The 18,940-nt window shown below is 59.5% G+C and carries 15 protein-coding genes and 1 pseudogene; 12 read left to right on the top strand and 4 right to left on the bottom strand.

What is annotated here, in order from left to right:
• Positions 1-45 precede the first annotated feature (45 nt).
• The 5 genes from BLL42_RS18990 to BLL42_RS19015 all read left to right on the top strand — a co-directional run bounded on the left by BLL42_RS18990 (position 46) and on the right by BLL42_RS19015 (position 7,893).
• On the top strand, positions 46-993 hold the full coding sequence (locus BLL42_RS18990) for a LysR substrate-binding domain-containing protein (protein WP_071553446.1): 948 nt from the start codon (positions 46-48) through the stop codon (positions 991-993).
• Positions 994-1,206: 213 nt separating this feature from the next.
• Positions 1,207-1,614 (top strand): HPF/RaiA family ribosome-associated protein, encoded by a 408-nt coding sequence (locus BLL42_RS18995; protein WP_071553447.1) that lies wholly within the window; start codon positions 1,207-1,209, stop codon positions 1,612-1,614.
• A 489-nt stretch (positions 1,615-2,103) separates the two neighbouring features.
• Entirely contained in the window at positions 2,104-3,525 is a 1,422-nt protein-coding gene (gene ltrA, locus BLL42_RS19005) for a group II intron reverse transcriptase/maturase (RefSeq protein ID WP_071553449.1), read from the top strand.
• A gap of 229 nt (positions 3,526-3,754) precedes the next feature.
• Positions 3,755-4,666, top strand: a complete 912-nt coding sequence (locus BLL42_RS19010; RefSeq protein WP_071553450.1) for an SDR family oxidoreductase — start codon at positions 3,755-3,757, stop codon at positions 4,664-4,666.
• Positions 4,667-5,418: 752 nt separating this feature from the next.
• Entirely contained in the window at positions 5,419-7,893 is a 2,475-nt protein-coding gene (locus tag BLL42_RS19015) for a dermonecrotic toxin domain-containing protein (RefSeq protein WP_071553451.1), read from the top strand.
• A gap of 23 nt (positions 7,894-7,916) precedes the next feature.
• Here BLL42_RS19015 and BLL42_RS19020 read toward each other — a convergent pair whose 3' ends face one another.
• The gene (locus BLL42_RS19020; protein WP_071553452.1) at positions 7,917-8,723 is read right to left on the bottom strand and encodes an IclR family transcriptional regulator; all 807 of its coding nucleotides are present in this window, start codon (positions 8,721-8,723) and stop codon (positions 7,917-7,919) included.
• A 165-nt stretch (positions 8,724-8,888) separates the two neighbouring features.
• Between BLL42_RS19020 and hmgA the strand changes: the two genes are divergently transcribed.
• The 3 genes from hmgA to maiA are packed head-to-tail and all read left to right on the top strand — an operon-like array spanning position 8,889 to position 12,152.
• Positions 8,889-10,193 (top strand): homogentisate 1,2-dioxygenase, encoded by a 1,305-nt coding sequence (gene hmgA / locus BLL42_RS19025; RefSeq protein WP_071553453.1) that lies wholly within the window; start codon positions 8,889-8,891, stop codon positions 10,191-10,193.
• Between the two features lie 3 nt (positions 10,194-10,196).
• The gene (gene fahA, locus BLL42_RS19030) at positions 10,197-11,501 is read left to right on the top strand and encodes a fumarylacetoacetase (RefSeq protein WP_071553454.1); all 1,305 of its coding nucleotides are present in this window, start codon (positions 10,197-10,199) and stop codon (positions 11,499-11,501) included.
• A 12-nt stretch (positions 11,502-11,513) separates the two neighbouring features.
• Positions 11,514-12,152 carry a maleylacetoacetate isomerase gene (gene maiA / locus BLL42_RS19035; protein WP_071553455.1) on the top strand — a complete coding sequence of 213 codons (639 nt, stop codon included), beginning with the start codon at positions 11,514-11,516 and terminating at the stop codon, positions 12,150-12,152.
• Between the two features lie 18 nt (positions 12,153-12,170).
• Here maiA and BLL42_RS19040 read toward each other — a convergent pair whose 3' ends face one another.
• Positions 12,171-12,974 (bottom strand): SirB1 family protein, encoded by an 804-nt coding sequence (locus BLL42_RS19040; RefSeq protein WP_071553456.1) that lies wholly within the window; start codon positions 12,972-12,974, stop codon positions 12,171-12,173.
• A 183-nt stretch (positions 12,975-13,157) separates the two neighbouring features.
• On the opposite strand from BLL42_RS19040, the gene BLL42_RS19045 reads away from it, so the two are divergent.
• From BLL42_RS19045 to BLL42_RS19060, 4 genes are all read left to right on the top strand, one after another.
• Positions 13,158-14,177, top strand: a complete 1,020-nt coding sequence (locus BLL42_RS19045) for a Leu/Phe/Val dehydrogenase (RefSeq protein ID WP_071553457.1) — start codon at positions 13,158-13,160, stop codon at positions 14,175-14,177.
• A gap of 101 nt (positions 14,178-14,278) precedes the next feature.
• On the top strand, positions 14,279-15,376 hold the full coding sequence (gene pdhA, locus BLL42_RS19050; protein WP_071553458.1) for a pyruvate dehydrogenase (acetyl-transferring) E1 component subunit alpha: 1,098 nt from the start codon (positions 14,279-14,281) through the stop codon (positions 15,374-15,376).
• The gene (locus BLL42_RS19055; RefSeq protein WP_408004003.1) at positions 15,333-16,358 is read left to right on the top strand and encodes an alpha-ketoacid dehydrogenase subunit beta; all 1,026 of its coding nucleotides are present in this window, start codon (positions 15,333-15,335) and stop codon (positions 16,356-16,358) included. The genes pdhA and BLL42_RS19055 overlap by 44 nt, the downstream gene beginning before the upstream one ends.
• Before the next feature lie 28 nt (positions 16,359-16,386).
• Entirely contained in the window at positions 16,387-17,496 is a 1,110-nt protein-coding gene (locus BLL42_RS19060; protein ID WP_071553460.1) for a dihydrolipoamide acetyltransferase family protein, read from the top strand.
• A gap of 163 nt (positions 17,497-17,659) precedes the next feature.
• On the opposite strand, the pseudogene BLL42_RS19065 reads toward BLL42_RS19060, so the two are convergent.
• Positions 17,660-17,899 (bottom strand): annotated as a pseudogene (locus BLL42_RS19065) (YebG family protein); the annotation flags it as partial.
• A 330-nt stretch (positions 17,900-18,229) separates the two neighbouring features.
• A complete protein-coding gene (locus tag BLL42_RS19070; RefSeq protein ID WP_071553462.1) occupies positions 18,230-18,934 on the bottom strand; it encodes a hypothetical protein in 705 nt (234 codons plus the stop codon).
• Positions 18,935-18,940: the final 6 nt, after the last annotated feature.

Below are 18,940 nucleotides of genomic sequence, written 5' to 3' on the forward strand. Positions count from 1 at the left end.
CTTACCAACGAAACTTCCTAAGACAGGCTTTAGTAGGACTAAACGATGAGTCGTCAATTTCATGCCCAGACCTATGTCTGGCTGCATGTGTTTTCCTGTGCGGCACGCCACTTGTCGTTCACCCGCTGCGCCGAAGAGCTGCACATCACGCCCGGCGCCGTCAGCCAGCAAATTCGCCAGTTGGAAGAGCGCCTGGGGTTTCGCCTGTTTCACCGCCGCGCCCGGGGTGTTGAATTGAGTGCTGAAGGCCAGCGCCTGGCAATTACCGTCAACGAGGCCTATGGCAGCATTGACGCGGAATTGCGCCGGCTGGACGCGGGGATGATCAGCGGCATCCTGCGTTTGCGCTCGATCCCTTCGTTTCTCGGTAAATGGCTGACGCCGCGCCTGCCGCGCTTGCAGCAACGGTTTCCGGATATCCAGTTGCGGCTGGTGGCCGAGGACAGCAGCGTGGCGCTGCACGAAGGCGACTTCGACCTGGCCATCGACTTGAACGATGGCAGTTACCCGGGATTGTTATCCACAGCCTTGCTCGATGAGCAGATTTTTCCGGTCTGCGCGCCGAGCCTGCTGCGTGGCCGACCGCCGCTGCATGGGCCGATGGATCTGGTGCATTTTCCGTTGTTGCACGACATCACGGCCTGGCGCGGCAGTTATGAATACGCGGAGTGGGAGTTTTACCTGAACGCCATCGGCTTCGACGGCGCCGACGTACGGCGCGGGCATACCTTCAACCGCAACCACCTGACCATTGAGGCAGCGATTGCCGGGATGGGCGTGGCCATCGCCCGTCGGACCTTGCTCAACGATGAGCTGGAGCGCGGCACACTGATCGTGCCCTTTGGCGTCGCGGTGCCCAACTACAAACGCTATGTGTTGCTGTATTCGCCGGGTGCGCTGAGCCATCCCGGCGTGCGCGCGGTGCATGACTGGCTGGTGGAAGAAGCGGAGATATTTCGCGGATTGCACCCGTTGGGGGAGGGGCAATTATGAGGATTTGTTGCGGCATTGCAGGTCGACCCAACTCCCGACATTAACAGCGCTTTTGCCCGTTGTCCGGCTTTTTTTGCGTATGAAAATTTATCTTTTTTTAGGGGTTGAATTGTTTCTCCGTCTGCCCAACTCTGTAACCAAGAGGTCACGGTCACCCAGGTTTCAAATACTGCACCGGACCTCTCGCGAGCTAGCTGAAATAAGGGAAGAACTATGCAAATCCAAGTCAACAGCGATAACCATATTCAAAGCAGCATCCGACTGGAGGAGTGGGTACGTACTACCATTGAGAGCACGCTCGAACGTTACGAAGAAGACCTGACACGGGTCGAAGTGCACCTGCGGGACGAGAACGGCGATAAACCCGGTCCACACGACATGCGCTGCCAGCTTGAAGCGCGGCCTAAAGGCCACCAACCGGTTTCCGTTACTCATAAAGCCGCCACACTGGAACTGGCCATCGACGGGGCGGCCACCAAGCTTGAACACGCGCTGGAACACCTGTTCGGCAAACTGCGCGGTAAACGCGCCACTGTCACGCCGATCAACTCGGGTGCTCATGCCGACGCGCTGCTCGAAGAAGAATTTCTCGAGAACGAACAGGCCGCGCTCAATAGCTGATGGCTGAAACACCCTTACCACCCCAATGAAAACGGGCCTGCAGATGCAGGCCCGTTTTGTTTGTGCGCCAGGCATGGCGCGTTGCGCGTAAGCGCAATCAGCTTGGCTGTGGTGGTCTTGCTGGTGACTTGGAAGTGAAAGTCTTCTACACACCCGGCAAGGGGAAGTGTTAGCCAGAGGCAAGGGTGTCGCGGGCGACTGCGAATCTGAAGGAAGCCCGAGGCAAACTGCTGGCCTGACGAACAGGAAGCGGATAGAGGCGGCGCAGTGGGGTAAGGGGGCAAACTTCCTCAAAGCCCAATACTTGCACGGGACGCTGCGACGTAGATCCGACAGGCATAAGCAGGAAGGTCGCGCGAATTACCCTGGGAGATCTGCACGTTTGCCACTGTGCTACCGAGCGTCGAGAGGCGACGGGATGAGCGTGCAGAAGTCAGCCGAAGCCGTAGTAAGTGGCGGTTAACCGCGCCACCAAGGGCTGAACAAGTTATGCCGCTAGTAGGTGTCAAAGTCTCGTTGAATACCGAAATGCAGAAACTTCTCCCAGAGAAGACTGTTACTCCGAGTCCCGGACAGAATCCGAGGATGACGGCTGACAGCGCACAGGTATCGACGGCGTCTGTGACGTGGACGAACGCGGAGCCGGACATGCTGATGGAGCGGGTGCTTGCACCCGCCAACCTCAGGCGTGCGTATCAGCGCGTGGTCAGCAACAAGGGCGCACCGGGTGCCGATGGCATGACGGTCGACCAACTGGCGGACTACGTGAAACAGTATTGGCCGATCCTCAAGGCGAGGTTGCTGGCCGGCGAGTATCACCCACAGGGTGTACGCGCCGTCGATATCCCCAAACCCAAAGGCGGGACAAGACAACTGGGTATCCCCAGCGTCGTGGATCGTCTGATCCAACAGGCTTTGCTGCAACAACTCACGCCGATCTTCGACCCGCTGTTCTCGGACTACAGTTACGGTTTTCGTCCGGGCAGAAGCGCCCACCAAGCCATCGAAACAGCCCGTGCCCATGTGGCGGCGGGTCACCGCTGGTGCGTGGAACTCGATCTGGAGAAGTTCTTTGACCGGGTCAGCCACGATGTTTTGATGGCCTATGTGCAGCGTCAGGTTGAAGACCGGCGGGTATTAGCGCTGATCCGTCGCTATCTCGAGGCCGGCGTGATGTCGGGCGGGATCGCCGGCCGACGGCAGGAAGGGACGCCGCAAGGCGGCCCGCTCTCGCCGTTGCTGTCGAATATCTTGCTCAACGAACTTGACCGTGAGCTGGAGCGGCGAGGTCATCGCTTCGTGCGTTATGCCGATGATGCGAACATTTATGTGCGCAGTCAGCGGGCTGGTGCGCGAGTGATGGCCGGTGTCGAGCGCTTTCTGAGCCAGCGTCTGAAATTGACGCTTAATCGGGCAAAGAGTCGCGTGGCAAGGCCTTGGGTCTGTGATTATCTGGGCTACGGGATGAGCTGGCACCAACGACCGAGGCTGAGAGTAGCGACGATGAGTCTGAGTCGCTTACGCGACCGACTCAGAGAACTACTGCGCGGAGCGCGGGGTCGCAAGATGGCATCTGTCATTGAGCGAATAAACCCTGTACTGCGTGGCTGGGCAGGTTATTTCAAGCTAAGCCAGAGCAAGCGGCCCCTTGAGGAGTTGGATGGTTGGGTGCGTCGTAAGCTGCGCTGCGCCATATGGCGTCAATGGAAGCGGCCCTCAACAAGGGCTCGTAACCTGATACGCCTAGGGCTCAGCAGGCACCGCGCCTGCATATCGGCGTTCAATGGCCGAGGCCCATGGTGGAGTTCCGGTGCTGCGCATTTGAATCACGCGCTACCGAAGAAACTGTGGGATCGGTATGGACTGGTCTCAATACTGGATGCAATCAACCGGCTTAATCGCATAATTTGAACCGCCGTATACGGATCCGTACGTACGGTGGTGTGAGAGGACGGCGGCTGTGAAGCCGCCTCCTACTCGATTACGCCGTGAACACTGACGGGTAGGGGCGACAGCGCCTCTCGCGCTCATCATCCCCCCGCCTTATCGCGCACCATTCAGCCGCAGCCCTGTTGATTGTGACCACCCGCGCCGTGCCTGACACTCGGACTCACTGTCCCTGGCCTGCTGGAGTTTGGTAATGAAAGAGTCTGTGCGCTTTGAAGATAAAGTCGTGATCATCACCGGCGCAGGCGGCGGCCTCGGACGGGCTCATGCGTTGTTATTCGCCAGGCAGGGCGCCAAGGTACTGGTCAATGATCTCGGTGGTTCGGCCCAAGGTGAAGGCGCCAATGCGTCGGCAGCCGACCGTGTGGTGGCAGAGATTCGTGAGGCCGGCGGCACTGCGGTGGCGAACCACGATTCGGTGACCGACGGCGACAAACTTGTGCAGCACGCCCTCGATACCTTTGGTCGCATCGACGTGGTGGTCAACAACGCGGGAATTCTGCGCGACAAGACGTTCCACAAAATGGAAGACGGCGATTGGGAGCTGGTCTATCGCGTCCATGTCGAAGGTGCTTACAAAGTCACCCGCGCCGCATGGCCGCACTTGCGTGAGCAAAACTACGGTCGAGTGATCTTCACCGCCTCGACGTCGGGCATCTATGGCAACTTCGGTCAGTCCAACTACGGCATGGCCAAACTCGGTCTTTATGGCCTGACCCGCACCCTGGCCATCGAAGGCCGCAAGAACAACATTCTGGTCAACGCCATCGCCCCGACGGGCGGCACGCGCATGACCGAAGGCCTGATCCCGCCGCACGTCTTCGAACAGTTAAAGCCGGAACTGGTCAGCCCGCTGGTGGTGTACCTGGCCAGTGAGAACTGCCAGGAAACCTCCGGTCTGTTCGAAGTCGGCGGTGGCTGGATGGGCAAAGTGCGCTGGGAACGCAGCCTCGGCGCCGGTTTCGATCCGCGTGAGGGTTTCTCGCCTGAAGACGTCGCCGCTCATTGGCAACAGATCTGCGACTTTGAAGGCGCAGCGCATCCCAAAGACAACATTGAAGCGTTGAGGGAGATGATGGCGAATCTGCAGAAGTATTCGCTGTAATACCGAAGACTATTGCTGGCATGCACTCAATCACCTTTGCCTCCGCCCCCCATCGAACCCCGTGCTCACGGAGTTCTTTTATTTCGCCCATAAAAAAGGCCGCTGCAAACGCAGCGGCCAAGGTAAGACGTTGGATCAAGGAGCGACAAATCAACGTCAGTGAACACGGGGCGATGAACTGAAGGGGCTGCTTCAACTCATTTGAACTCAGTCGCAGTGCAAGCGGGCTGTTCACACTTCACTGCGTGTGCGCTTTCAGGGGGGGCGTGAAAGCCAGGCAAGGATAAGTCCTTATCCCCAAAGGAAAAATAGCGATTCTGGACAATGACTGTTACAGCCTCGGCAACAGTCGTTGGCACACACAGCGTAGCAGCTGGCGAAGCCTGCGTTCGAGTGCGTAGCGCTCGTAAATCCTGACTGCAAGGTTGTCCTGACAAGCCGTGGCGCGTGATTTCACGACGGCTTCGCCGCCGAACGCCGCCTCCGGCAGCTGCTACGCGGTTGGCGTCTGGTACGCGTCATGCGTGTGACTGATAACCCTTCATCCAGCCTGTTGCTCAGGCAACCGTGTTGGGGGATTGGGGGCGTGTGGTTTTATTACAGTGACCTATAAAATATTGATGTTTCTTCGTGTGATACAAGATTGGAAAGAACTATTGAGTTTTTAAGGGGGAGTGGGTGTGCTTTAAATTGGCCAATTGAATAAATCAGCGGCGGTGTGCCGTTTTATCAAGTGCCAAAAGGAAGAGTGCATGAGCGTTAATAGTGTAAAGGCGGTGTTGAATAATGAAGTCCAGGGTGCACTTCTGCGCCCCTCCAGGCGAGCGATGGTTGAGCACTCTCATCGGATGCCAGACTGGCTACAGCGCGCAAGCGAAGAAGATCGTCAGTACTATTTCGATGTCGAACAGTCTCTGGCAAAGAAAGAACAAGCGCTGGATGAGTTACTGGGTGAAACCAAATCCCTGAAAGCTTTTGCACATTTCTATGCCCGAGAGATTGTCAGAATTCTCACCGGCGAAGTCATCGAACCGGAGCAGATGTTGGTCAGCGTTCGCCATACGTTCTATGTCGGGGAGCAGAAGGTTGTTCAAGCCAATCGCCTGACGCTTCCCGAGTTTATGATCAACGGTGTGTATGACCCGGCTACTGTTCCGCTGGAGATCACCCTTGAAGGCGAAAAGTTGCCCTCAGGTTTTACCGAGCAAGATCTTCTGGACGCGATGGGCAACGCGAGTATGCGTTCGTTGTATGCCGAGAAGTTTCAAGAGAAATACCGCAGTGAGGCGGTATTGCACGCTCAGCAGGCCGTGCTGGACAGTCGTACGGACCTGAGTTTGTTCAGCGCGAAATTGCAGGGGCATATCGGCGACAACAGTCTCGATATCGTCGAGCGGGCCAGCCAGGGGGCCGAGAATCACACGCTGGGGAGCCTGACACTTGTTGGTTCAGAAACCGCGTTGCGAGGAATGATTGTTTATTGCGGGCCAGAAGGTGAAGACGGTTCTTGCGTTCTCTATTCGCCGGAAGCTCCTGGGGGCCAGGTCTGGTACGAGTTCATCAGCATCAAGCAACTGAACTTTCATGTCATTGACCTGACGCGTCTGCCCGAAGGACGCAGCTACTTGCTCCAGCAATCTCACGTCAGTGATCGAGGCCGTCTCGATGCGTATATGCGGCGTATACAGGAGCTGCCAGTTCTATGGCGCGGTATCCAGCGCGACCCTTGGCCGGCGTACGGTCCCGGTGCATTACGCCAGGCTGTTTTACTCGATGTCGGTTGGTTGCTGGGGGAACTGGAGGCGGTCGTTCCCGCCGGTTATCGCTCGGCCTCGTCCTACCAACGACAGTATTTCGCTCGGCTGAACACCGAACTCAAAGCGCTGATCCAGCTTGCCACCCGCGAGACGGCGCTGATCAGCTATGAGAAGTTTGCGTTCAACCTCATTAAACAGAGAGTTGAAGATATTCTGCTGGAACACGGTGAAACAGTTGTTGTGAATCCCGATCTGATGGTCGTGGAGCTGGACGACTCGCAAGTGTTGACCTTGTCTCAACTCATCATCAAGGAACATCACATCACGCAAGAGAGCGGGCCGATACATAACCCGGGTCTCTACCCAACACTTCGTTTGTTGGACGGCCATCCAGCCATCTCCGATCAGTTGATGTCCGACGTATTGATGAACTACATCGTGGGCTGGTCGAAGACCTTGCGTCCGGGCGAAAAATATATCGGCATGCTGTCCGCAGACTATCGGGATACCAACGCACCCGGTTACGCGCTGAAACGCGATGTATATGTAAACGTGCAACTGCATGAAATGCAGCGTGCCGCGTTATCGGAGCTGTTCAGCGGCAGACTGAGTCAACAGCAAAGTTGGGGGATCGACGAGGCCATTGACCGATTGCGCGAACCGGAACCCTCTGATCGCTGGGACGATGAAGAGCCTGAATCTCCCCAACGCAACGGTGTGTACACGTTTCATCTGGACGGTCGCAGGATCGAAGGCGTTTATGTTTTTCGCCGGATGAACGACGGTGTGGCCGAGGACTTGCTGTATACCCCTCATGCCCCGGATGACCGATGGTTTCGACCGCTGGCCGAGTTCGCCAGGTCGGTCAAAGTGAAGGGTTTAGGCCGTTATTACTGCAAGCGCACCACGTTCACCGACCGACGGGTGGTCAAGGCTTACATCGAAAAAGTGCAGCGCAGCAGTGTCGACGTTGAGCCGCCACACCTGCAATTTGATAGCCGCGTACGTGATTTTTCTCGTTGTTACGCCGACATGATCGACCGGGTGATTAACGGCGTCGATGCTCAAACCACGAGTCTTGCCGAGCTGGTCGGCAAACTGGTTTATGACGCTACAGTAGCGGCTGTCACCGTCGTAGGCTGTGTGTTCCCGCCGATTGGTTTTGGACTGAGCGCCGTCGTGATTGCAAAAGGGGTACTCGATGGAGCCAAGGCTTACCACGAAGGTAATCATCAAGTGCTGTTCGCAAGCTACCTGGATTGCATGCTGGAACTGGCCACGATGCGCATCGGCAAGTTGGGGTTCTCGCCCGTACAGAAGGCGATTGCCAGACAGTTAGGTGATGCGAATACCTGTTTGAGCGTTGTCTCCGCGTTCAGTGGAAAAAAGGCGGATCTCGCGGTGATGACCGAGTTGATGAAGCAGGCACTGGCGGAGCCTGAGTCCAGCGAGCGCACGATCCTGATGTAAGCACGGCGTTCGGTTTCGAACGATCAACCGATACAGGCGGGTGGCTCATACCCCATCCGCCAACTCACGGCTCGGGTCGCCGCCAGCAATCGCTGCGCCGCCGGGCCGTTTTCGTCGGCGTGGAACAATGACGTCGGGCCGACAATGGTCAGCACCGCCGCCACCTGGCCGACGGCATTGAACACGGGTGCCGAGAGCGCATCGACTCCCGGCATCAGCAAACCATGGACATGATGCAGACCACGTTCGCGGATCTGTTCACATAAAGTCGCGTAGACCTGGTCATCGGCCAAGGGGTGGGCTGCTGTTGCCTGTCGTTCCAGTTCCCGTAACTCGATGGTTTCGCGGTTCGGCAAATAAGCGCTGAACACCAGGCCGGTGGATGAACTGAGCAGCGGCAGTACCGAACCGAGTTGCGTGACCACCGTCACCGCGCGCACGGCGGGCTCGATATGCACCACAGTTGCGCCCTGGTTGCCCCACACCGCGAGGAAGCAGGTTTCGTTCAGGTCGTCGCGCAACTCGGCCAGCGGCAGGGCCGCGACTTTCAGCACGTCCATACTGTTTAAAGCGGCCAAGCCGACGCGTAAGGCTTCGCGGCCGAGACCGTAATGGTTGGTGGCGGTGTTTTGTTCGGCAAAGCCACTGGCGATCAACGCCTGCAAATAGCGGTGAACCTTGCTGGCTGGCATCTGCACGTGTTCGGCCAGGCGCGACAACGAAGTGGAGGGCGACAACTCGGCCAAGGCCTTGAGGATATCGGTGCCGACCTCGGCCGAGCGGACTTTCTGTTTACCGTTGTCGGCGGTGCTGCTGCGAGGCTTTTCCATGGAGGCGGTGTGATCCCGGGACGAATGGGCGTCTTTATAGCTTGACGGTCAATACCAATCAAATTACGTTATGCGTAATCGAATTACGATAAAAATAACCCGGGCGTGCCGAGACTTCTGAAAAGGAGCCAAGGGCCACGGCCTACTCCCTGTTCAGGAGGCTCCATGAACCTCGATTCAACGGCGCCAGCGCTGGTTTACCAGTCAGGTTTCGGCAACGAATTCAGCAGCGAAGCGCTGCCCGGCGCACTGCCCGTCGGCCAGAACTCCCCGCAAAAAGCCCCTTACGGTCTCTACACTGAACTGTTCTCCGGTACCGCGTTCACCATGGCGCGCAGTGAAGCGCGACGCACCTGGATGTACCGCATTCAGCCGTCGGCCAATCACCCGTCGTTCGTTAAGCTGGAGCGGCAATTGGCCGGCGGACCGCTGGGCGAAGTGACGCCCAATCGCCTGCGCTGGAACCCGTTGGAGATTCCTGCCGAGCCGACCGATTTCATCGACGGTCTGGTGAGCATGGCGGCCAACTCGGGTTCGGAAAAACCGGCCGGGATCAGCATTTATCACTACCGCGCCAATCGCTCCATGGAGCGGGTGTTCTTCAACGCCGATGGCGAGTGGTTGCTGGTGCCGGAGCTGGGTCGGTTGCGCATCGCCACCGAGCTCGGCGTGCTGGAGCTGGAACCGCTGGAAATCGCCGTGCTGCCGCGCGGTTTGAAATTCCGCATCGAATTGCTCGACCCGCAAGCCCGCGGCTATCTGGCCGAGAACCACGGCGCGCCGCTGCGCCTGCCGGACCTCGGGCCGATTGGCAGCAACGGTCTGGCCAATCCACGGGACTTCCTGACCCCGGTCGCTCACTATGAAGACCTCAAGCAACCGACCACTCTGGTACAGAAATTCCTCGGTGAGTTGTGGGGCTGCGAGCTCGACCATTCGCCGCTGAACGTGGTCGCCTGGCACGGCAATAATGTGCCGTACAAATATGACCTGCGTCGCTTCAACACCATTGGCACGGTCAGCTTCGATCACCCGGACCCGTCGATCTTCACCGTGCTGACGTCGCCGACCAGCGTCCACGGTCTGGCCAACCTCGATTTCGTGATCTTCCCGCCGCGCTGGATGGTCGCCGAGAACACCTTCCGTCCACCCTGGTTCCACCGCAACCTGATGAACGAATTCATGGGCCTGATCCAGGGCACCTACGACGCCAAGGCCGAAGGTTTCCTGCCGGGTGGCGCGTCGTTGCACAGCTGCATGAGCGCCCACGGTCCGGATGGCGAAACCTGCACCAAGGCGATCAATGCCGAGCTGGCGCCGAGCAAATTCGACAACACCATGGCCTTCATGTTCGAGACCAGCCAGGTGTTGCGCCCAAGCCGCTTTGCCCTCGAGTGCCCGCAACTGCAAAACACCTACGATGCTTGCTGGGCCTCGCTGCCCGCGACTTTCAACCCGAATCGGAGATAACCCATGACTCAGACCACCCCCACTCGTAGCTGGGTTGCCTCCGCCAACGGCCACGCCGACTTCCCGTTGCAAAACCTGCCGTTGGGTGTGTTCAGCACAAAGGGTTCGGCGCCGCGCAGCGGTGTGGCGATCGGCGAGCATATTTTCGATCTGCAAGCGGCGCTCGAAGCCGGTCTGTTTGACGGGGCGGCGCGCACGGCCGTTGAAGCCACCGGTGGCGGTCAGCTGAACGCGTTCTTCGACCTCGGTCGGGGTGCCCGTGTGGCCCTGCGTGAGCGTTTGCTGGAACTGTTCGCTGAAGGCAGCACCCTGCACGGCAAGATCGAAGCCCAGGGCGCAAAACTGCTGCCATTGGCCGCCGATTGCCAGATGCACCTGCCAGCGAAGATCAATGACTACACCGACTTCTACGTCGGTATCGAGCACGCGCAAAACGTCGGCAAACTGTTCCGCCCGGACAACCCGTTGCTGCCGAACTACAAGTACGTACCGATCGGCTACCACGGCCGTGCGTCGACCATTCGCCCGTCCGGCACCGACGTGCGTCGTCCAAAAGGTCAGACCCTGCCGGCCGGCCAGACCGAACCAACGTTTGGCCCTTGCGCGCGCCTGGACTATGAGCTGGAGCTTGGCATCTGGATTGGCCAGGGCAATGAGATGGGCGATTCGATTGCCATCGGCGACGCCGCCGAGCACATCGCCGGTTTCTGCCTGCTCAATGACTGGTCGGCGCGCGACATTCAAGCCTGGGAATATCAGCCACTGGGTCCGTTCCTGTCGAAAAGCTTCATCACCAGCATCTCGCCGTGGGTTGTCACCGCTGAAGCGCTGGAACCGTTCCGTCGTGCCCAACCGGCGCGTCCCGAGGGCGATCCGCAGCCGCTGCCGTACTTGTTCGACAAGCGCGATCAGGCGGGCGGCGCCTTCGATATCGAACTGGAAGTGCTGCTGCTCACCGAAGCCATGCGCGAACAGAACCTGCCAGCCCATCGCCTCACGCTGAGTAATACCCAACACATGTACTGGACCGTGGCGCAACTGGTCGCGCACCACAGCGTTAACGGTTGCCAGTTGCAGGCCGGTGACCTGTTTGGTTCTGGCACCTTGTCGGGGCCGGAAAACGGTCAGTTCGGCAGCCTGCTGGAAATCACCGAAGGCGGTAAAAAGCCGATCGAGCTGGCGTCGGGCGAGGTGCGCAAGTTCCTTGAAGACGGCGACGAAATCATCCTGCGCGCACGCTGCAGCCGTGACGGTTTCGCCTCCATTGGTTTCGGCGAATGCCGCGGCAAAATCCTGCCAGCACGCTAGGAGGTTCAGGCTATGGAGCTGTTTACTTACTATCGCTCGACGTCGTCCTTTCGGGTGCGCATTGCCCTGGCACTCAAAGGGCTGGAATACCAGGCGCTGCCGATCAATTTGATCGCGCCGCAAGGTGGCGAACACCAGCAACCGGCTTATCTGCAGATCAACCCGCAAGGCCGGGTGCCGGCCTTGCGCACCGATGAAGGCGAGTTACTGATCCAGTCCCCGGCGATCATCGAGTACCTGGAGGAGCGTTATCCACAGGTGCCGCTTTTGTCCAAAGACCTGGCCAAACGCGCGCATGAGCGCGCGGTGGCGGCGTTGATCGGTTGTGACATTCATCCGCTGCACAACGTCAGCGTGCTCAATCAGCTGCGCCAGCTCGGTCACGATGAGCCGCAGGTGGTGCAGTGGATCGGCCACTGGATCACTCAGGGGCTGTCGGCAGTCGAGCACTTGATTGGCGACGACGGTTACTGCTTCGGCAGCGCACCTGGGCTGGCAGATATCTACTTGATCGCGCAGCTGTACGCGGCGGAGCGTTTCAACATTTCCCTTGAGGCTTATCCACGGATTCGCCGGGTCGCGGCGCTGGCGGTGCAGCATCCAGCGTTTATCAAAGCCCACCCGGCCAATCAGCCCGATACCCCGAAATAACGCTGCAATCTTTTGCCTTCAATGCACGATGGAATTAGGCGGCAAATGTCCCAGCCGGTCGGTCAGGCGGATGCGCTGGATCGGGTCGTCGCTGAGCAACAAGGCATGCTCCAGGTCGAAACGCTCGGCGTTGGGGCAGTCCAGCCGTTGATAGAGGCTGGCGCGGGCCAGGTAGTCGCTGACGCAGGCATTGCCGAGCTCCAGCACCCGCTCGGCATCGATCAGCGCGTCGATGTTGTCGTCGTTGGCTAAATGCAACTGGCGCAAGTTGCGCGACAGTCGCTGGAGCATCTGGATCGGTTCGCTCGTGAGCAGATGCTCGGCGTTGAGCGGCATGTTTGGGCCGTACTGACGTTGCAGCAGCTCGCGGCAGTCGTTGGGGTACAAGCGCCGACCGCCACAGGGGTCGAGCAAATGATCGGCGCCCGGCACCCTCAACAGAAAGTGCCCGGGAAAATTGACTCCAACCATTGGGATCTCCAACCGTCGGGCCAACTCCAGCGCGATCAAACCGAGTGCCAGCGGTTGCCCGCGTCGGCGTTCAAGCACCTTATTGAGCAGCGCCACCTGCGGGCGCAGCGGGGTGGATTCGTCCTGTTGATAACCCATGTCATTGAGTCGCCGCAACAACGGTTGGGCCAACTCGCTGACCGGCAACATGGGTAAACCAGCACTGACCCGTTGTTCCAGTTCCTTGAATTGCTCCAGCAGCACCTCGGGCTTCACCTGCGGATCGTGCTCGGCAGAGATCCACAGCGCCGCTTCGAAGAGCGCCGGTGGCGAGCGTTGCAGACAGGCGAAAAAAGCGTGGCGCGGGTTCATCAAAATCTCCGGCGGATGCCTCGTTTTAGCCCCGTCTCAAGCATTCGTCCAGTGCTGTACACATGCCGTTGCAGGTTATGTCTAAAGGCTGTAAACCCCTCTCTGCTTATTCCGGTGCGCTTCAGCAATTTTCAGCCGCAGGCCTATACTGGCGACTACAAGAAGTGATTCGGGAGCCCTACGATGTTCGCTCTCATGCAAAGCACTCGCCTTGAATCGCTGCACCTGAGCGTTGACCCGGTGACCGGGTTGAAGGCGGTGATTGCCATTCATTGCAGCCGTTTGGGCCCCGCCCTCGGTGGCTGCCGTTACCTTGCCTATCCCGACGATGAAAGCGCCGTGATGGATGCTGTGCGCCTGGCGCAAGGCATGAGTTACAAGGCCGCGCTGGCCGGGTTGGCGCAGGGTGGTGGGGTGGCGGTGATCATTCGCCCGCCTCACGTAGAAAGCCGCGCTGCCTTGTTCGAGGCCTTCGGACGCGTCGTCGAACAGCTCGACGGTCGTTACATCACTGCCATCGACAGCGGTACTTCGGTCGCCGACATGGATTGCATTGCCCAGACAACCCAGCATGTCACCAGCACCACTGCCGCCGGCGATCCGGCGCCGCATGCCGCCATGGGGGTGTTCGCCGGTATTCGCGCCACTGCCATGGCCCGGTTGGGCAATGACAACCTCGAAGGCCTGCGGGTGGCGATCCAGGGGTTGGGCAATGTCGGTTTTGCCCTCGCCGAGCAACTGCATGCTGCCGGGGCCGAATTGCTGGTCAGCGACATCGACGCCGGCAAGGTGCAACTGGCTATTGAGCAGTTGGGCGCTCGTCCGATTGCCAACGAATCGCTGCTCAGCACCCCGTGCGACATCCTCGCGCCTTGTGGGCTGGGCGGCGTACTCAACAGCCACAGCGTTGCGCAATTGCGCTGCGCTGCAGTGGCAGGCTCGGCCAATAATCAGTTGACCAATCTGCAGATTGCCGACCAGTTGGAGAACCGCGGCATTCTCTATGCGCCGGACTACGTGATCAATTCCGGCGGGTTGATTTATGTCTCGCTCAAACACCGTGGCGAGGCGTTGTCGAACATCACCGCACACCTCTCGAAAATCAGCTCGCGGCTGACTGAAGTTTTCGCCCATGCCCAGGCTGAAAAACGCTCGCCGGCCCGAGTGGCGGATGAGCTGGCAGAGAAAGTGTTGTACCGATGACGGAGTGAGGGCCTTACCCGGTCGACTTGCTCCCTGAGCCTGGCGCCACAAGCGTCGTGCCCGACAACGGCACGCTGACCCGGTGTGCAAGGAGCTGTGCCATGGCGCATAACAAGGTTGACCTTTCCTGCACCCGCTATTTATCCCCCGACGGCCAGGCATTGAGCGAACTTCCCGCCTGGGCCGACGACTTCAATCTGCTGACCCGCCTCTACCGGCAAATGGTTCTGACCCGACTCTTCGATCAAAAAGCCGTCGCCCTGCAACGTACCGGGCGCATCGGTACTTACGCGCCCACGCTTGGCCAGGAAGCGATCGGCGTGGCTGTCGGCAGCCTGATGCAGCCTGAGGATGTGCTGATCCCGTATTACCGCGACACCGCCGTGCAATTGATGCGCGGGGTGCGCATGGAAGAGATTTTGCTGTACTGGGGCGGCGATGAACGCGGCAGCGACTTTGCCGAGCCGTCGGCGGCCGAGGACTTCCCGATCTGCGTGCCGATCGCCACCCAGGCGCTGCACGCGTGCGGAGTCGCCAGTGCGTTCAAGATTCGCGGCGAACACCGGGTTGCCGTGACCACCTGCGGTGATGGTGCCACCAGCAAGGGCGACTTCCTCGAAGCCTTGAACGTCGCGGGAGCCTGGCAGTTGCCGGTGGTGTTCGTGATCAACAACAATCAGTGGGCGATCTCGGTGCCACGGCGGATTCAGTGCGCGGCGCCGACCCTGGCACAGAAGGCGATAGGCGCCGGTTTCCATGGCGAGCAGGTTGACGGTAATGACATGCTTGCGGTCTACGACCGGGTGCAAATTGCCCTCGAACGAGCACGCCACGGTAAAGGCCCGGTCTTGCTGGAGTGCGTGAGTTATCGCCTCGGCGATCACACCACCGCAGACGATGCGACGCGTTATCGCCCGGCCGATGAGGTCAAACAGGCCTGGCTTGAAGAACCGGTTAAACGCTTGCAACGTTTTCTGGCCGGGCAGGGCGTCTGGAACGAGGGGCGTGAACAGGCGCTGATTGCCGAGTGTCAGGCGCGGGTGCAGGGCGCTGTGGATCACTTTGATGCGGCGGGCAATCAGTCACCCGAATCGGTGATCGATCACGTGTATGCCCAGTGGCCGGCCGCACTGGCCGAGCAGCGCGAATGGTTGCTTGAACGAGCGGCGCGGCGTGCAGGAGGGCCCGCCCATGAGTAACGGCAAAGTCACGCTGTTGGAGGCGGTCAACCTGGCGTTGCACCGGGCCATGCGCGAGGACGAAAACGTCATTGTGCTCGGTGAGGATGTCGGCGTGAACGGTGGTGTGTTTCGCGCCACGCTAGGGCTGCGCGACAGCTTTGGCTTCAAGCGGGTGATCGATACACCGCTGGCCGAAACCATGCTCGGCGGACTGGTGATTGGCATGGCCGCCCAAGGCTTGAAACCGGTGCTGGAAATTCAGTTCATGGGCTTCATCTACGCCGCCATGGAGCATCTGGTGTCTCACGCCAGCCGCATGCGCAACCGCACGCGCGGGCGGATCACTTGCCCTATGGTGTTGCGCACACCGATGGGCGCGGGGATTCGTGCGCCGGAACATCACAGCGAAAGCACTGAGGCGCTGTTTGCGCATATTCCGGGGTTGCGTGTGTTGATTCCTTCATCGCCGGCGCGGGCTTATGGCTTGTTGCTGGCGGCCATCGACGATCCGGACCCGGTGGTGTTTCTCGAACCGACGCGGCTCTACCGGATGAACCCGCAGCCGTTGATCGACGATGGCAAGCGTCTGCCGCTGGACAGCTGTTTCACCTTGCGTGAAGGCAGCGATATCACCCTGATCAGTTGGGGGGCCAGTGTCTTGGAAACCTTGCAGGCGGCCGATGCGCTGGCGGAACAAGGGATTTCGGCCGAGGTGATCGATGTCGCCTGCATCAAGCCGCTGGACCTCGACACGCTGGAGGCGTCGGTGCGCAAGACCGGCCGTTGCGTGATCGTCCATGAAGCGCCACGAACCTGTGGCGTCGGCGCGGAAATCGCCGCCAGCCTCTACGAACGTGCTTGGCTGGATTTGCAGGCACCGATCCTGCGGGTGACCGCGCCGGACATTCCGCCACCGCTGTATCGGCAAGAGTTGCTGTACCTGCCAAACGTCGAAGACATCCTTCACGCCTGCGACAGCGTGCTGCTGCACCACGTCTAAAGAGGCGCCTGAGGCCCGGGAGGCTGCGATGAAATATTTCAAATTGCCTGACTTGGGCGAGGGGCTGCAAGAAGCGGAAATCGTCGAATGGCACGTCAAGGTCGGCGATAGGGTGAAGGCCGATCAACTGCTGGTCTCGGTGGAAACCGCCAAGGCCCTGGTGGATATTCCTGCACCTTACGACGGCGTGGTGGCAAAAACCTACGGCGCCGAAGGCGACATTCTGCATGTCGGCGAACCCTTGCTGGGGTATGAAGGCGAGGCGGATGCCGGCACGGTGGTAGGCCGGCTTGAAGATGGCGGCAGCCGTCAGGACGACCGGTTTTTCGTGGGCGCCGCGCCCTCGACCCGCGAACACATGAGCGCTCGCGCTACCCCGGCGGTGCGGCAACTGGCCCGGCAGTTGGGCGTCGAGTTGAATGGGCTAATCGGGTCCGGCCCCGAGGGGCTGATCACCCGCAGCGATGTTGAAAGTGCCTCACAGGCCGAGCGCGACAAATTTGGCGGTGAGAAGCTGCGCGGAGTGCGCCGCAGCATGGCGCTGAACATGGCCAGGTCCCACGCCGAGGTAGTGCCGGTGACCATTTTCGCCGATGCCGATCTGCATCGCTGGGGCCGTGCGCGTGAGCCGTTGATCCGTTTGGCCAAAGCCATGGCGGCAGCCTGTGCCGTGGAGCCGATGCTCAACAGTGGGTTTGATGGCAAGTCCTTGTCGGTCAGGCACCACGACACACTCCATCTGGGCATTGCCGTCGACACCCCCGACGGTTTGTTCGTGCCGGTGTTGCGCGATGTCGGCAATCGCTCGTCCGCCGATTTGAAAGAAGGCGTAACCCGCTTGCGCGCCGACGTGCAGGCGCGCTCGATCCCGGCCAGGGAAATGATGGGCGCGACCCTGACCTTGTCAAACTTCGGCACCTTGTTCGGGCGCTATGCCAACCCGGTTGTAGTACCGCCGCAAGTGGCGATCCTCGCTGCCGGAGCTATTCGCGACGAACCGGTGGCGATGGGCGGCAAGGTGCTGGTGCACCCGATACTGCCACTGTCGCTGACCTTCGATCACCGGGTGGTGACGGGCGGTGAGGCGGCGCGGTTCTTCAAGGTGTTGGTCGAGGCATTGGAACAACCGGACAGTTGAAATCCAGGCATGAAAAAGGCCCTGAGTCTGTGACTCAGGGCCTATTCAATTCGGGCGTTGCTTACTTTGCGGGCTTAGCGGATTTTGCGGGTTTGGCAGGCTCGGCTGATTCAGTTGGCTCAACGGGCTCAACGGGCTCAACGGTTTCAGCAGGCACGTTGAGCAGTTCGGACAAGGCGTCCGGCTGGCTCTTGAACGCCTTGGCGAACACATCGCGATTTTTCGCCATGTAGATCCCGGCTTCTTCCACCTGTTGCTCGGTCAGCGACGGAACCGCTTTTTGCAACACTTCAGCCAGCAACTCGGCCAGTTCGAGCATTTTGTCATGACGGTCAGCTTCGGCTTTATCCATGAACAAGCGCTCCAGATCTCGGCTGCTGCGGTATACCACTTCGACGGCCATTCACCACCTCACATGCCTTCACGATAGTTGTCTTTTACGACTACTGTATTTATATACAGCCAAAAGGATAAGCGAATCCCTGCGCTTTGGGTAGTGGCTTTTTAATGTAGACCGGATTCAGGATTTGTCAGGCGGACCGAGTGGCCCAATCGCTGCGTCTGTATCTACACATCTCCAAGTTCCGGTCAGATCACCTGTAGCTGCCGCAGGCTGCGATCTTTTGATCTTCGGCGTCCTTGCAGACGCCAAAAGATCGCAGCCTGCGGCAGCTCCTACGAGAGATTTGGCGGTCATCAGAGATGTGTAGGTACCTTTGCCAATCGCTGGTGGTTACTGCGCCGCGATGCTGTAACCGTCGAACGCCGTCTGCTGTTGCAGGGCGGTGACGATGGCTTTGCGGGTGGCCGGTTGTTCGGTGCCGGTAGTGTCGATGAAGGTCTCGCTTGCCAGCTCGGCTTCATCGCCTTCGCCGACGAAGGCAAAACCGAGGAACTCAAAGGCTTCACGGTCGACGTTCGGTTTGGAGCGCGGGTTGCGCAGTGGCAGGCTGACGCTGACGCCGTCCTTGCTGATGCTGAACACTTCGATTTCTTTCTTGGCGCGGGCTGCTTTGCTTTTGCCGGCGCTTGGGTTGCTGATGGCCTGATGGGTCTGGTTCAGCACTTTCAGCGCCAAGCCGTAAACCAGCTCCTGAAAGCTTGGGTCGTCCTTGAAGCTCGACAGAATCCGGCTGATCGGGAACTTGCTGCTCAGGTCTTCCAGGGCAGCGATATCCGCGGCCTCGGCGTCCTTGAGTTGTTTGAGCTCGCCCATCAGTTCGTAGGCTTTGTCGTCGTCGAAGCGGTCATGAGCCTGACGGATGGCCGTGCGCAGCTCGCGAATCTGGTCGCTTTCTTTCGAGGTGTGGAAGGCGTCCAGGACCATCTCGCTGATGGTTTTGGCCTGCGGCACGTGCTGTGAAAGATTGATGGAGTTTTCGTATTCCGCTTTGGACGACAAGGTGATTACGGATTCAGCGGTGTTGGAATCTGGCATTGAAAT

Source organism: Pseudomonas frederiksbergensis (assembly GCF_001874645.1).
GTDB lineage: Bacteria > Pseudomonadota > Gammaproteobacteria > Pseudomonadales > Pseudomonadaceae > Aquipseudomonas > Aquipseudomonas frederiksbergensis_B.